This window comes from Tenacibaculum sp. (genome assembly GCF_050290165.1).
GTDB lineage: Bacteria > Bacteroidota > Bacteroidia > Flavobacteriales > Flavobacteriaceae > Polaribacter.
Genome location: NZ_JBNKHD010000013.1, coordinates 25,060 through 38,361, shown reverse-complemented (window position 1 = coordinate 38,361; position 13,302 = coordinate 25,060). Strand labels below are relative to the sequence as shown.

At 32.4% G+C, this 13,302-nt stretch carries 14 protein-coding genes; 5 read left to right on the top strand and 9 right to left on the bottom strand.

The window, feature by feature from the left end; translation table 11 throughout:
* Positions 1-62 precede the first annotated feature (62 nt).
* The 7 genes from ACQY6M_RS10520 to ACQY6M_RS10490 all read right to left on the bottom strand — a co-directional run bounded on the left by ACQY6M_RS10520 (position 63) and on the right by ACQY6M_RS10490 (position 7,644).
* Positions 63-794 (bottom strand): DUF4294 domain-containing protein, encoded by a 732-nt coding sequence (locus tag ACQY6M_RS10520; RefSeq protein WP_428741209.1) that lies wholly within the window; start codon positions 792-794, stop codon positions 63-65.
* A 106-nt stretch (positions 795-900) separates the two neighbouring features.
* The gene (locus tag ACQY6M_RS10515; RefSeq protein ID WP_428741208.1) at positions 901-2,154 is read right to left on the bottom strand and encodes an aminotransferase class I/II-fold pyridoxal phosphate-dependent enzyme; all 1,254 of its coding nucleotides are present in this window, start codon (positions 2,152-2,154) and stop codon (positions 901-903) included.
* A gap of 144 nt (positions 2,155-2,298) precedes the next feature.
* The gene (locus ACQY6M_RS10510) at positions 2,299-4,515 is read right to left on the bottom strand and encodes a molybdopterin cofactor-binding domain-containing protein (RefSeq protein ID WP_428741207.1); all 2,217 of its coding nucleotides are present in this window, start codon (positions 4,513-4,515) and stop codon (positions 2,299-2,301) included.
* A gap of 12 nt (positions 4,516-4,527) precedes the next feature.
* Positions 4,528-4,989 (bottom strand): (2Fe-2S)-binding protein, encoded by a 462-nt coding sequence (locus tag ACQY6M_RS10505; protein ID WP_428741206.1) that lies wholly within the window; start codon positions 4,987-4,989, stop codon positions 4,528-4,530.
* Between the two features lie 114 nt (positions 4,990-5,103).
* Positions 5,104-6,054, bottom strand: coding sequence for a phosphoribosylaminoimidazolesuccinocarboxamide synthase (locus ACQY6M_RS10500; protein WP_428741205.1), 951 nt, complete (start codon positions 6,052-6,054; stop codon positions 5,104-5,106).
* A gap of 40 nt (positions 6,055-6,094) precedes the next feature.
* Complete coding sequence (locus ACQY6M_RS10495; protein ID WP_428741204.1) at positions 6,095-6,688, bottom strand: hypothetical protein; 594 nt, start codon at positions 6,686-6,688, stop codon at positions 6,095-6,097.
* A gap of 2 nt (positions 6,689-6,690) precedes the next feature.
* Positions 6,691-7,644 carry a PhoH family protein gene (locus ACQY6M_RS10490; protein ID WP_428741203.1) on the bottom strand — a complete coding sequence of 318 codons (954 nt, stop codon included), beginning with the start codon at positions 7,642-7,644 and terminating at the stop codon, positions 6,691-6,693.
* Positions 7,645-7,765: 121 nt separating this feature from the next.
* On the opposite strand from ACQY6M_RS10490, the gene ACQY6M_RS10485 reads away from it, so the two are divergent.
* The 5 genes from ACQY6M_RS10485 to ACQY6M_RS10465 all read left to right on the top strand — a co-directional run bounded on the left by ACQY6M_RS10485 (position 7,766) and on the right by ACQY6M_RS10465 (position 11,865).
* Positions 7,766-8,626: an SAM hydrolase/SAM-dependent halogenase family protein gene (locus ACQY6M_RS10485; protein ID WP_428741202.1), complete on the top strand. Its 861-nt coding sequence runs from the start codon at positions 7,766-7,768 to the stop codon at positions 8,624-8,626.
* A gap of 4 nt (positions 8,627-8,630) precedes the next feature.
* Positions 8,631-8,927, top strand: a complete 297-nt coding sequence (locus ACQY6M_RS10480; protein WP_428741201.1) for a putative quinol monooxygenase — start codon at positions 8,631-8,633, stop codon at positions 8,925-8,927.
* Positions 8,928-8,988: 61 nt separating this feature from the next.
* The gene (gldF, locus tag ACQY6M_RS10475; RefSeq protein ID WP_428741200.1) at positions 8,989-9,708 is read left to right on the top strand and encodes a gliding motility-associated ABC transporter permease subunit GldF; all 720 of its coding nucleotides are present in this window, start codon (positions 8,989-8,991) and stop codon (positions 9,706-9,708) included.
* Entirely contained in the window at positions 9,701-11,341 is a 1,641-nt protein-coding gene (gene gldG, locus ACQY6M_RS10470) for a gliding motility-associated ABC transporter substrate-binding protein GldG (protein ID WP_428741199.1), read from the top strand. Before gldF ends, gldG begins: the two co-directional genes overlap by 8 nt.
* Before the next feature lie 20 nt (positions 11,342-11,361).
* Complete coding sequence (locus ACQY6M_RS10465) at positions 11,362-11,865, top strand: hypothetical protein (protein ID WP_428741198.1); 504 nt, start codon at positions 11,362-11,364, stop codon at positions 11,863-11,865.
* Between the two features lie 8 nt (positions 11,866-11,873).
* On the opposite strand, the gene ACQY6M_RS10460 is transcribed toward ACQY6M_RS10465, so the two are convergent.
* Both ACQY6M_RS10460 and ACQY6M_RS10455 read right to left on the bottom strand, forming a co-directional pair.
* A complete protein-coding gene (locus tag ACQY6M_RS10460) occupies positions 11,874-12,632 on the bottom strand; it encodes an NAD(P)H-binding protein (protein WP_428741197.1) in 759 nt (252 codons plus the stop codon).
* A complete protein-coding gene (locus ACQY6M_RS10455; RefSeq protein WP_428741196.1) occupies positions 12,619-13,284 on the bottom strand; it encodes an MIP/aquaporin family protein in 666 nt (221 codons plus the stop codon). The genes ACQY6M_RS10460 and ACQY6M_RS10455 overlap by 14 nt, the downstream gene beginning before the upstream one ends.
* Positions 13,285-13,302 lie beyond the last annotated feature (18 nt).

Sequence of the window (13,302 nt, the reverse complement as noted above, 5' to 3'; positions counted from 1 at the left end):
GGTCTACTTAAAAACTCTAAAAATTAGGGTTGATACAGTATCTCTGCTTAATTTACCTACTACTACTTCCTCTTTTTCTTGCGATCTCGCTTCTTCTGTAGCTTTGAAAACATCTCCTTGTACTCCGAAACATCTACATAGCCCCTACTCTTTGATACTATATCGAGGTAATCTTTGCTTAATTTTGGAAGTTGATATTCTAACTTATCATCTATATATGCACGTTGTATAATATCTTCAATCAAATAATCTTCATTCTCTGTTTCTGGTTTATATTCCAATTTTAAAGATAGCTTGAACATATTCGCAGTAGTGTTGTACCAAAAAGCTTTCCATCCGCTTCGAATTTCTTTAACATTATCAAAGGCTGTTTTTCCTGTTTGGCGATGAATTAACTTTAGTAATATTCTTCCTTCTGTTCTTGTCAACTTTTTTAGTGGCGCTGTTAATTCGTTTTCGAGATACTCTTGTACTCGTTTTATGTATTGTCTCTTTTTTCTTTTTGACTTGATTCTTGATAAACGAGAATTTACACTATCTACTCTCTTAGCAGCCAGAATTGCATAAGGATATGCTTTGAATACTTTTTTTCGAAGCCAATAATAGTACAGAATATCTTTTTTCTCTTTGAACTTGTGTTTTGGCAATACCGTTACTTCATTTAACCTTATCATTAGGCTATCACCCTCCTTTACTAAAAAGTACTCATCATTAAAATTAGGTAATGAATCTTTTTTTTGTGCTTGTATTGTTACAGCAAAAAGTAATATATATAAGTATAGAATTTTTTTCATTTAATTTTTTTTGTACAAAAAGGATTCCAAATGTATCATTTCTGTTTTAAAACAAAAAAACTCATGAAAGATTTCATGAGTTTTTTTGTTTTATTTCAGGCTTATACTATTCAGCCATTATTGATTCAGCTACTTTTTTATACGTTCCGTTTTCTAATTTTTCACGAATCGCTGTAAATGCTTCGATTGTTTCTGTTACATCATCTATTGTATGGCGTGCTGTTGGAATTAATCTTAATATGATTAATCCTTTAGGTATTACTGGATACACCACAATTGAACAGAAAACACCATGATTTTCTCTTAAATCGTTTACCATAGCCATTGCTTCTGGAATATCTCCTTTTAAATATACAGGAGTAATACATGTTTCCGTAGTTCCTAAATCAAAACCTGCACTACGCAAACCTGATTGTAAAGCATCAGTAACTTCCCACAACTTATCTTTCAATTCTGGTTGTGTACGAATTAAATCTAAACGTTTTAATGCTCCTTTTACCATTGGCATAGGCAATGATTTCGCAAACATTTGAGATCTCATATTGTACTGTAAATACTGTACTACATCTTTGTCTCCTGCAAAAAAGGCTCCGATACCTGCCATAGATTTAGCAAAAGTAGCAAAATACACATCGATTTCATCTTGCACTCCTTGTTCAAAACCAGTTCCTCTTCCTCCATCTCCTAAAGTTCCAAATCCATGAGCATCATCAACTAATAAACGGAAGTTGTATTTTTCTTTTAATGCTACAATCTCTTTTAATCGTCCTTGCTCACCACGCATACCGAAAACTCCTTCAGAAACCAACAAGATTCCTCCTCCAGTTTTTTCTGCCATTTTAGTAGCACGCTGTAAGTTCTTCTCACAACTTTCTATATCGTTATGACGGTATACAAAACGCTTACCTGCATGTAAACGAACTCCATCAATAATACATGCATGTGTATCAACATCATATACTATAATATCATCTTTTGACACTAAAGCATCAATTGCCGATACCATACCTTGGTATCCAAAGTTTACTAAATAAGAAGCTTCTTTTCCAACAAACTCTGCACACTCTCGTTCTAATTGTTCATGGTATTTAGTGTGTCCTGACATCATACGTGCACCCATAGGATACGCCATACCATCAGTAGCAGCAGATTCACCATCAACTTTTAACACTTCTGGATGATTTGCTAACCCTAAGTAATCATTGATACTCCAAGTAATTACTTTTTTCCCATTGAAAGACATACGGTTAGAAATTGGCCCTTCTAATTTAGGAAACACATAATACCCTTCTGCTTTATCTGCCCATTTTCCTAAAGGTCCCTTATCTCCTTTAATTCTTTCAAATAAATCTTTAACCATTATTATTTTTGATTTTTATAGGTTGCGAAAATAGTGCTTTTTTAACAGATTTTCAAATATTGTCTACAGCTTCGTTACTAATAAATTGAAGAAAGGTGCCTATACAGACACCTTTTTCCCTTCATTTGACTAATCTAATCAATCTTATCCCTGAATATTAGATTTTAACTCTTCTATAAATGGTTGCTTATACAGTCTTTTACCCAAAGCTTTATGAATTGCATTCGCTACTGCACCTCCTGCTGGGGGTAAACCTGGTTCCCCCAATCCTGTTGGGGACAACTCATTTTGAACAAAATGAACTTCCACTTCTGGTGTCTCATTCATTCGTATTAATCTGTAATTATCAAAATTTCTACTAGAAGGTTTTCCTTCATTAAATGTTAAGTTACCATACATTGCATGCCCAATACCATCTATAACTCCACCTTGAACTTGATTTATTGCTCCGGTAGGATTGACAACAATACCACAATCTACCGCTGCCACAACTTTAGTTACAATTGGCATTCCTTTTCTTAACTCAACTTCAGCTATTTCTGCCACATGAGAATTATGGCTATAATATGCAGAAAAACCTTGGTAAACTCCTTCTTTAGCTTTTCCCCAGCCTCCTTTTTCAGCAGCTAATCGAATCGCATCTTGCATTCGTTTTCCTGAATATTGTATTTTCTCGTCTTTGTTATCTTTTACGTTTTCCAATAAATCTAAACGTAATTGTACCGGATCTTGATTTAACTCTGCTGCTACTTCATCAAAAAATGATTGTTCAGCATATCCTAAAAAGTTAGTGTAAGGTGCTCTCCAAGCTCCTGTAGTAATATTACTTTTATAGTTTGCTGTAGACACTTTATAATTCGGAATACATCCTGCAGGAAAGAAATTTGGTACTAATCCGTACATATTATCATTAATCGCGGCTTCTTTTAAATGGTATCCAGTTACTTTTCCATCTTTAATTGATGCTGCTATTCGGTATTTAATTGCTGGACGATAAATACCTGCCTTGATATCTTCTTCTCTGGTAGAAACCATTTTTATTGGTTTCTTAATTTTATCTGATATTTCGAGTGCTTCATACACAAAATCTCCATACAATCTTCTACCAAAGCCTCCTCCCATTCTAGTCATTTCTACATGAACTTGATCTAAACCACGACCTAACATTTCTGACGCTACCTGCGCTGCATATTCTGGAGTTTGCACAGGTCCTACTAAATGCACTTTATCTGAAGTTACATTTGCAAAAAAGTTCATAGGCTCCATACAATTATGAGGCAAGAAAGGTGAGTGATATGTACGTTCTATAACCTTATCAGCTTCCGCAAATGCTTTATTCACATCTCCGTCTTCTCTTCTTGTATCAAACTTATCTCCATCTAATAAACTTAACAGTTTTTCATCGTGAAGTTTTGTATTTTCAAGTGGAGAACTTGCTTTCCATGTAGCTTTAATTGCTCTTGCTCCTTTGATTGCCGCCCAAGTATTTTCTGCAAGTACTACTACCTTATCTGATTTTGATAATTTGAAAGTCCAATTGTTTTTACCTGACTCAATAAAATCCCTAGCTTTTTCTCCAATAGTAACAACATCAATCACACCAGATATTTTTTTTGCTTCAGACGCATCGAACGATTCCAATTCTTCACCAAAAGAAGGTGGTCTTACTACCGTAGCATACATCATTTCTTCTTCTTTATAATCTAATCCAAATAATGGTTTTCCTGTTACTATTTTATCTAAGTCTACGTTTGTAGCATTTTTACCTATAATTGAAAATCCCGAAGGCTCTTTTAATGTTACATTCTCAGGAATTTCTAATGCAGCTGCTTCTTTTACTACTTCTCCATAACTTAACTTATCTCCATTTTCATTGGTAATTACTCCTTTTGAAGCCGAACATGTAGCTGCATCCACACCCCACTTTACAGCCGCTGCATTGATCAGCATTTGTTTGGTTGTTGCCCCTGTTTGTCTAAGAGCAGTCCAACCTTGACGAATAGACTGACTTCCACCTGCTAATTGACGTGTATAATTTTTAGTATCTAATGGTGCTTGTACAACACGTACTTTATCCCAATCAACATCTAATTCTTCTGCTACAATCATGGGCATTGTAGTTTTAACTCCTTGCCCTATTTCAGGATTTGGTGAGTAAATAGTTACATAACCTTCATTTGAAATCTTGATAAAGGCATTAAAATCATTAAAATTTAGGTTTTCTACATCTATAGATGGTTTTACATTAGACTTACATGCTGTAAACAAATTAAACCCAATCATGATTCCTCCACTGGCTAGTGCAGAAGCTCTTAAAAAATTTCTTCTACTAAACGTTACTTTGTTTTCTTGTATACTCATGACTGAAAAATTTTAAGACATTTTTTCCGCAGCTAGGGCAACCGCTTTTTCTATTCTGTTATAGGCAGCACAACGACAAATATTTCCTTGCATTGCTTCTCTAATCTCTTCTTTTGAAGGATTTGGGTTTTCTTTTAAAAAGGATGCTGCAGTCATTATTTGTCCTGCTTGACAATATCCACATTGTGGCACATCAACTTCTTTCCAAGCTTCTTGTAATGGATGATTTCCTTCAGCTGACAAACCTTCAATAGTAGTGATTTCTTCGTCTCCTAACATTGATACTTGCAATTGGCAACTTCTCATTGCTGTTCCATCTACATGAACAGTACAGGCACCACATTGTGCGATTCCACAACCGAATTTGGTTCCTACCATATCGAGTTCATCACGTAAAACCCACAACAATGGTGTATCAGCATCAGCAGTAAAGGACACTGATTTTCCGTTAATTTTTAAAGTATAATTTGGCATTTTTAAGGTAGTTTTAGAATTCGTAAAAGTTACAAAAAAAATAAATGCCAGTTTGTTAATGAAGATGTTTAATATAGTTTTAAACAAAAAAGAGAAGCGTTCGCTTCTCTTTTCTTATCTATTCTGTAAAAATGTAGTTACATTTTTTTCTATTCTTTCGAGTACATTTTCGGTATTTGCTTTTACGAAAGTGTCTCCAGTAATTTGCTCATACAACTCAATATATCTGTTAGAGATTTCATTGATTTTAGCATCAGTCATTTCAGGAATTTGTTGTCCCACTTTTCCTTGGAATCCATTTTCAATTAACCACTGACGTACAAACTCTTTTGATAATTGTTTTTGTTTCTCTCCTTTTTCTTGGCGTTCAGCATATCCATCTGCATAAAAATAACGAGAAGAATCTGGAGTATGAATTTCATCAATCAATACAATTTTACCGTCTTTCGTTTTTCCAAACTCATATTTAGTATCCACTAAAATCAAACCTCTTTTAGCAGCTAACTCAGTTCCTCTCTGAAAAAGTTTACGAGTGTAGTCTTCTAATACTAAATAATCTTCTTCTAAAACAATTCCTTTTGCTAAAATATCTTCACGAGAAATATCTTCATCGTGTTCTCCATTATCTGCTTTTGTCGAAGGCGTAATTATTGGAGTTGGAAACTTATCATTCTCTTTCATTCCTTCTGGCATTGTTACACCACAAAGTATTCTTTTTCCCGCTGCATATTCACGAGCTGCGTGCCCTGATAAATAACCACGAATCACCATTTCTACTTTAAATGGTTCACATAAATCACCTACTGCTACATTTTCGTCTGGGTTTGCTAACAACCAATTTGGAACGATATCAGCAGTATCATTCATCATTTTAGTAGCAATTTGATTTAGGATTTGTCCTTTGAAAGGAATCTGACGAGGTAAAACTACATCAAATGCAGAAAGACGGTCTGAAGCAATCATTACCAATAACTCATCATTGATATTATAAACTTCTCTTACTTTTCCTTTGTAAACTGTCTTTTGCCCTGGAAACTGAAAGTTAGTTTCGTTTATTGTATTCATTACTATTTTGTTGTGTTGTTGTGGCGCAAATGTAAGTAATCTAGTCTAGTTTTTGAATAGTTTTTATTTGTTTTATATTTTCTAGAATTGGCGTGACAGTTACATATTTATTTCCTTCTTCTACATAAAATATATAGGCACTATTTTGTCCTATTTGGGTAACTTTTAATTGAGAATCATCTTTAAAAACTAATGTTATATTATTCTCAAGTTTTCCATTTAACAAGTGTCCTCTAAATTTAATTCCCATTCCTAATCTGAACCCTATTAACAAAGAAGACATCATGAATGAAACAGAAATCATAAACGCTAATTTATTACTATACTCCACCTTTTTAGCTTTTGGGTCTACTCTCTTCTTTAACCATTTTATCTTATTTAATTTTTCATCTATCTTCTCTGAATTTTTAATATAAAAATACATAAGTGTAGAACATACCAATACTATTACTGATAACGACCAATTATTTGCCAATAATGAAATAGGCGATAAAATGGTATCTGTAATAGATATATACTGTAAATAATCTACACCTATAAAGCGATAAAAAATAGTATCACTAACTAGCCCTAAAACAATCAAAAATATATACCCTACAGATAAATACTCTTGAATACCAAATCTTTTAAACATACTTACTCGGTCTCTATACTTTTATAAGCCGTTATAATTTGTTTTACTAGTCGGTGGCGGATCACATCTTTATCATCTAAATGCACTTGTGCAATTCCTTTGATATCTTTTAAGGCTAATAACGATTCTTTTAGACCTGACACTTGTCTTCTTGGTAAATCTATCTGCCCTGGATCCCCTGTAATGATAAACTTTGCATGCATTCCCATACGGGTTAAAAACATTTTCATTTGGGCGTGTGTAGTATTTTGTGCCTCATCTAAAATTACAAAGGCATTATCTAATGTACGACCTCTCATAAAAGCTAGTGGTGCTATTTGAATCGTTCCATTTTCAAGATAAGCTTGCAACTTTTCATGTGGAATCATATCTCGTAAAGCATCATATAATGGTTGCATATACGGATCTAACTTCTCTTTTAAGTCTCCAGGAAGAAATCCTAAGTTTTCACCAGATTCAACTGCTGGTCTAGTTAATATGATTCGTCTAACTTCTTTTTCTTTTAATGCTTTTACAGCAAGTGCCACCGCAGTATATGTTTTACCTGTCCCTGCTGGACCTACTGCAAATAACATATCATTTTTTTGCATCAACTCAACCATTTTGTGTTGATTGGCTGTTTGTGCTTTTATTAATCTTCCACTAACTCCATGGACTAATACATCATTCGTACCACCTGATTTGCGGATCTCTTCTTCTTTACCAGTAGATGTTAAAATACGTTCAATACTATTTTCATCTAGCTTATTGTACCTATTAAAGTACTTGATAAGCATTTCTAGCCGTTTTTCAAATTCGTCTAAGAGTTCAGGTTCTCCAAAAATTTTAAGTTTGTTTCCTCTCGCTACAATTTTTACTTTAGGAAAGAATGTTTTTAACTGAGTAATTGTGCTATTTTGAGCACCAAAGAAATCGTTTGGATTGATTTCCGTTAATTCAATTATACGTTCGTTCAAATGATAAAGGTTTTAGTAATATTATTCACACTAAAATAATGATTATTTTTATCGAATTACGTAGTTTTGTTTAAAATTTCAGCATAATTTTTCACAAACTAATTAACAAACACCTAAATTAATGTCTCTTATTACATTAACTACTGATTTTGGAACTAAAGACCACTTTGTAGGTGCTGTAAAAGGAGCTATTTACTCAGAACTACCTGATGCTAAGATTGTAGATATCACACATCATATCTCACCGTTTAACATTACGGAAACTGCTTATATTTTAAAGAATGCTTATAAAAGTTTTCCTGATAAAACTATTCATGTAATTGGAGTTGATTCTGAATTAAGTATTAATAATAAGCATATCGCTTTAGAGTTAGACAATCATTATTTTATTTGTCCTGATAATGGGTTAATATCTATGATTGCCTCAGAAATTAAACCCACGAAAATTTTTGAAATTAACATTCATGACCGGGTAGAAAGCAGCTTTCCTGTATTAGACGTATTTGTTCAAGTGGCTAGCCATATAGCTCGTGGAGGTAGTTTAAGTGTTATTGGTAAAGAAATTGATTCCTATAAAAAGATTATTGAAATACAACCTAAAGTAAACGAACAGCAAAATATCATTTCTGGTGGGGTCATTTATATTGACAACTATGGAAATGTGATTACCAATATTAGCAAGAAACAATTCAATACAATTGGTAAAGGACGTGACTTTAAAATTACAGCAAGGCGTTATACTTTTACCAAAATTTACAACAGATATAATGAGATTGTAGATTATTCAGCGACTGACAATAGACAATACGATGGTGAAAAATTAGCTATTTTTAATTCTGCAGGTTTTTTAGAAATAGCCATATACCGAAGTAATTTAGAAACAGTTGGAGGAGCCTCTACCTTATTAGGATTGGAATATAGAGATACTGTTACTATTGAGTTTGAAACTCCTATAAAACCTGAATTCACTACTTTAAATTAAAGATATGTTTGTACGCATTGTAAAAATGAGCTTTCAGCCAGAAAAGATTGAAGAATTTTTAAACAACTTTAATGCTAAAAAAGAGTTTATACGAAACTCTCCTGGTTGTCGTTTATTAGAATTGTACAGAGACAAAACAAATCCGGACATTTTTTTTACCTATAGTTACTGGGAATCTGAGCAAGACTTAGATAATTATAGAAATTCTGATTTATTTAAAGGTGTTTGGGCACAAACCAAAGTCTTATTTAATGATAAACCACTTGCTTGGAGTGTAGATAAAGTAGCATCACTACTTTAAATCAAATTTTCACAAAAAGTTTATTTATTAAATAACTTAAAAACAACATTTAAAACTAACTATGTTAGCACTACTAAAAAAAGAATTTAACTCATTTTTTGCCTCACCTATTGCCTATTTGGTAATTGGAGTATTTTTACTAATAAATGGCTTATTCTTATGGGTTTTTAAAGATAATTTCAATATTTTAAATGCTGGTTTCGCTGATTTAAACAGTTTTTTTTATTTAACTCCTTGGTTATTTTTATTCTTAATTCCTGCAATTACCATGAAAAGTTTTGCTGATGAGTTTAACAGCGGAACGATTGAAATTTTAAAAACCAAACCACTTACCGATTGGCAAATTGTTTTAGGTAAATTTTTTGCTTCTCTTTTACTAGTTCTTATTGCATTACTACCTACATTAACGTATGCATATACAGTGTATCAACTAGGAAGTCCTGTTGGAAATTTAGACCTAGGTAGTACCATTGGTTCGTATTTAGGATTGTTGTTTTTAGCATCAACTTATACTTCTGTTGGGTTATATACCTCTACACTATCTAAAAATCAAATAGTAGCTTTTATTTTAAGTGTATTCATCACTTTCGCGTTGTTCTATGGATTTGATGCTGTGGGGTCTTCTTTAGGGAACTCAGGTTACACTTTACAACAATTTGGTTTTAATGAACATTTTAAAAGTATTAGTCGCGGAGTGGTTGATACCCGAGACCTTATCTATTTTATAAGTGTTACTTTCTTCTTTTTATTCATCACTAAACAACAGTTAAAAAATGAATAAGAAATTACAACATATCGCATTAGCACTTATCGGACTTTTAGTTGTTAACTACATAGCAAACTCCGTTTATCAACGTTTTGACCTAACACAAGACAAACGTTATACCTTATCAAAAGTAAGTGAAACTCTTATTGATAAAATCGACACTCCACTTAGCATTCATGTATATTTAGAAGGAGATTTTCCTGCAGAATTTAAACGATTGCAAATAGAAACTCGTCAATTTTTAGAAGAGTTACATGCTAAAAATACGAACATCCGTTTCAGATTTATCAATCCAGATAACATTCGTGAACGTTTGGTAAAAAAAGGAATGATGCCTAGTCAGTTAACTGTTGAAGAAGACGGAAAACTGTCTGAAGCTATTATTTTTCCTTGGGCAGAAGTAACTTATGGTAAAAAAACTGAGTTGATTTCGTTATTACCTAATTCCATTGCGAAAACGCAAGAAGCTCAGTTACAAAATGCAATTGAAAAACTAGAATATATATTTGCCAATGCACTACATATCATCACCCAAAAAGAAAAACAGAAAATAGCTGTATTAGCTGGTAATGGTGAGTTACAAGATATCTATCAATATAGTTTATTGAGTGAAGTTGGTACAAAATATCGTTTGGCTAAGTTTACACTAGACAGTGTTGCTAGCTATCCGCAAAAGACCTTAAAAGACTTAAGAGCATACGATTTAGCCATTATAGCAAAACCAACCGAGCGTTTTTCTGAAGAAGAAAAATTCACTCTTGATCAATTTATTATAAACGGAGGAAAAAGCCTTTGGATGATTGACAACAATTATGCTGATACTGATAGCTTATATAATGAAGGTAGAATGTTAGCCTTTCCTCGTGATTTGAATTTAACCGATTTATTGTTTGGGTATCAGGTTCGTGTAAACAACAAACTGATTCAAGATTTGTATTCTGCTAAAATTCCACTAGCAACAGGAAATGTAGGAAATCAAACACAATTTCAACACTTAAATTGGTTTTATCATCCTTTAGTAAATGGAAATCCAAATCATCCTATTACTAAAAAAGTGGCGCCAGTTCGTTTCCGATTCACAACACAAATAGATACCTTAAAAGGAAATCTAAAGAAAACTCCTTTATTGGTTACTTCAGTACTTACCAAAAAAATTGGGACTCCTAATTTTGTAGAATTACAAAGTATAGTAAAAGAACCACAAGAAAATGAATATTCTGCTGGTCCACAACTATTAGCTGTTTTGTTAGAAGGTAATTTCCCTTCTGCGTATAAGAATAGAATAAAACCTTTTAAATCCCTTGATTTTAAACCTGAAAGTAGTGCTAACAAAATGATTGTAATTGCTGATGGTGATGTGGGTAGGAATCAAATTTTAAAAGGAAAACCTCATGATTTGTCGATAGATAAGTGGACAGGTGAACAATTTGGTAATAAAGAGTTTTTAATCAATGCGATTGATTATTTATTAGATGACTCTGGTTTAATTCAATTACGTAACAAAACGGTTCAAATTAACATATTAGATAAACAACGTGCATTTACCGAAAAACGCTTTTGGCAGTCTATTAATATAGGTATTCCGTTAGTTTTATTGGCTTTGTTTGGTATTGGGTTTAATTATTGGAGAAAAAAGAAGTATCAATAGTTTTTTAGCCTCATTAAAAAATGATTGCAAAATACTCCTCAAATAGCCAGCAGAAGTATGATGATTTTACAATTATCATACTTATTCTAACACTTATAAATATTTCCTTATTTTGTTATAAAATAAGCTTTTTTTTAATAATAATATCTATTATACTTTCTATTTTTTTTGGTATTCTAGCTTTTAATAAATTGTATAGACAAGCCTTTAAAATTTCTTTTTTTGAGGATAAAATAGAAGTGAAATATGATAATATAATAAAAACTGAAACTTTTAGTTATTCTGATATTTTAGCTTATAAATACTCTGCACCTTATAGTAGTAAAACACCTCATTCTAACTACTTAATTTTAAAAAATTATAAATTTCGTTTTACTCCTATTGCTAGAAATGAGGGTTTTATAGTGTTTTGCAAATGGTTAAAAGCTAAAAATGAATCAATCAAAATAGAGATTGTTCCTTCTGATAATTATTTAAATCATCTATATCAAGAAGAGTTTGGCTTCAACTACAGGAAAAGGTAAAACCTTTTTTAAATACTCAATAAATCATTGTGGATAAACTGATAGTTTAATAGTTTTTGAAGTTTTTTGTTGCTAATTATTTTATATTCTAACGGTTTTGAATTATCAAATTCAGGAGCTGGTTTTCCTAGACTTTTTCTAGCATTTATATAGAAATCTTCTCTGGTTGGATGGTAATTAGCACATGCATTAAATACTTCTCCAAAAACATTTTGGTTTATAAGCTTTTCTATAATTGCTATACAGTCCTCACGGTGAATCATATTCACATATCCTTTGGGATGTGGAATCTTTCTAGTTTCAAACCAATTCCCTGGCTGTCTATTACCTCCAAACAATCCTGCAAACCGAATAATAGTAGTCTTAAAGTTAGTATTCTTTACAAATAAACTTTCAATATGAGCTAAAGGAGAATCAATGACTTCATCTTCTTCGGTCATTTCTTTATTTAAACTAGGATACACAGAAGTTGAACTGATAAAAATAATTTTCATTAAATTACTTTTTTCTATTTCAGAAATCAATCTTTTAAAATCTTCTATATTTTTTGAAGTGATTGCAATTACTAACACATCTGTTTCTAAAAACTCCTGATATGAACTTTCCTTTGAAATATCAATTAAAAAAGGCTCGATATTAACTGATTTAAGTTCCTTTAACTTCTCTATTGAAGTTGTAGAACCTTTAACGGTATAACCTTTCTTTATAAGCTCTATTCCTAGCTCCTTACCTAACCAACCACAACCTAGTATACTAACATTTTTCATCACAACAATTATCGTCTTTAACCAATCTACAAGAAATCACCGCTAACAAAGCTCCAATAATAGGAGCCAATATATACAACCATAAGTGCTCTAAATGACCAGAAACTAATGCTGGTGCAATAGAACGAGCTGGATTCATAGATGCTTTAGTCATTGGACCAGCAAACATTGCTTCTAATAATACAACTCCACCAATAGCTATACCTGCCATCACTCCTATCTCTTTACTTCCTGTAGAAACATTAATAATGGTTAACATTAAGAAGAAAGTTAATAATAGTTCTAAAATAAAAGCACGCCAGGATATTATTGAAGGAATAGTTGCCCCGTAAAACTCGCTTGTAGGGAACAATATCCAAAGCATACCACTAGCTAACAACGCTCCTAATAACTGAGCCATAATATAGTTAGGAACTTCCTTCCAAGAAAACTTTTTAGCGTATGCAAAAGCAATAGTTACAGCTGGATTAAAATGTGCTCCTGAGGTTTCACCAAAAGCATAAATCATTGCCATGACAATCAATCCCCAAGTAATGGCTACTCCTGTATGTGTTAAGTCTGCACCATTAGTTATTTCGCTTACTGTCATTGCCCCTGTTCCACAGAAAATTAGAGCAAAGGTTCCTATAAATTCAGAAATGTATTTTTTCATGATGCAAATATCGTTAAA

Coding starts and splice junctions, on each gene's coding strand:
- ACQY6M_RS10520 (WP_428741209.1), bottom strand. CDS start 794: ATGAAAAAAATTCTATACTTATATATATTACTTTTTGCTGTAACAATA.
- ACQY6M_RS10515 (WP_428741208.1), bottom strand. CDS start 2,154: ATGGTTAAAGATTTATTTGAAAGAATTAAAGGAGATAAGGGACCTTTA.
- ACQY6M_RS10510 (WP_428741207.1), bottom strand. CDS start 4,515: ATGAGTATACAAGAAAACAAAGTAACGTTTAGTAGAAGAAATTTTTTA.
- ACQY6M_RS10505 (WP_428741206.1), bottom strand. CDS start 4,989: ATGCCAAATTATACTTTAAAAATTAACGGAAAATCAGTGTCCTTTACT.
- ACQY6M_RS10500 (WP_428741205.1), bottom strand. CDS start 6,054: ATGAATACAATAAACGAAACTAACTTTCAGTTTCCAGGGCAAAAGACA.
- ACQY6M_RS10495 (WP_428741204.1), bottom strand. CDS start 6,688: ATGTTTAAAAGATTTGGTATTCAAGAGTATTTATCTGTAGGGTATATA.
- ACQY6M_RS10485 (WP_428741202.1), top strand. CDS start 7,766: ATGTCTCTTATTACATTAACTACTGATTTTGGAACTAAAGACCACTTT.
- ACQY6M_RS10480 (WP_428741201.1), top strand. CDS start 8,631: ATGTTTGTACGCATTGTAAAAATGAGCTTTCAGCCAGAAAAGATTGAA.
- gldF (WP_428741200.1), top strand. CDS start 8,989: ATGTTAGCACTACTAAAAAAAGAATTTAACTCATTTTTTGCCTCACCT.
- gldG (WP_428741199.1), top strand. CDS start 9,701: ATGAATAAGAAATTACAACATATCGCATTAGCACTTATCGGACTTTTA.
- ACQY6M_RS10465 (WP_428741198.1), top strand. CDS start 11,362: ATGATTGCAAAATACTCCTCAAATAGCCAGCAGAAGTATGATGATTTT.
- ACQY6M_RS10460 (WP_428741197.1), bottom strand. CDS start 12,632: ATGAAAAATGTTAGTATACTAGGTTGTGGTTGGTTAGGTAAGGAGCTA.
- ACQY6M_RS10455 (WP_428741196.1), bottom strand. CDS start 13,284: ATGAAAAAATACATTTCTGAATTTATAGGAACCTTTGCTCTAATTTTC.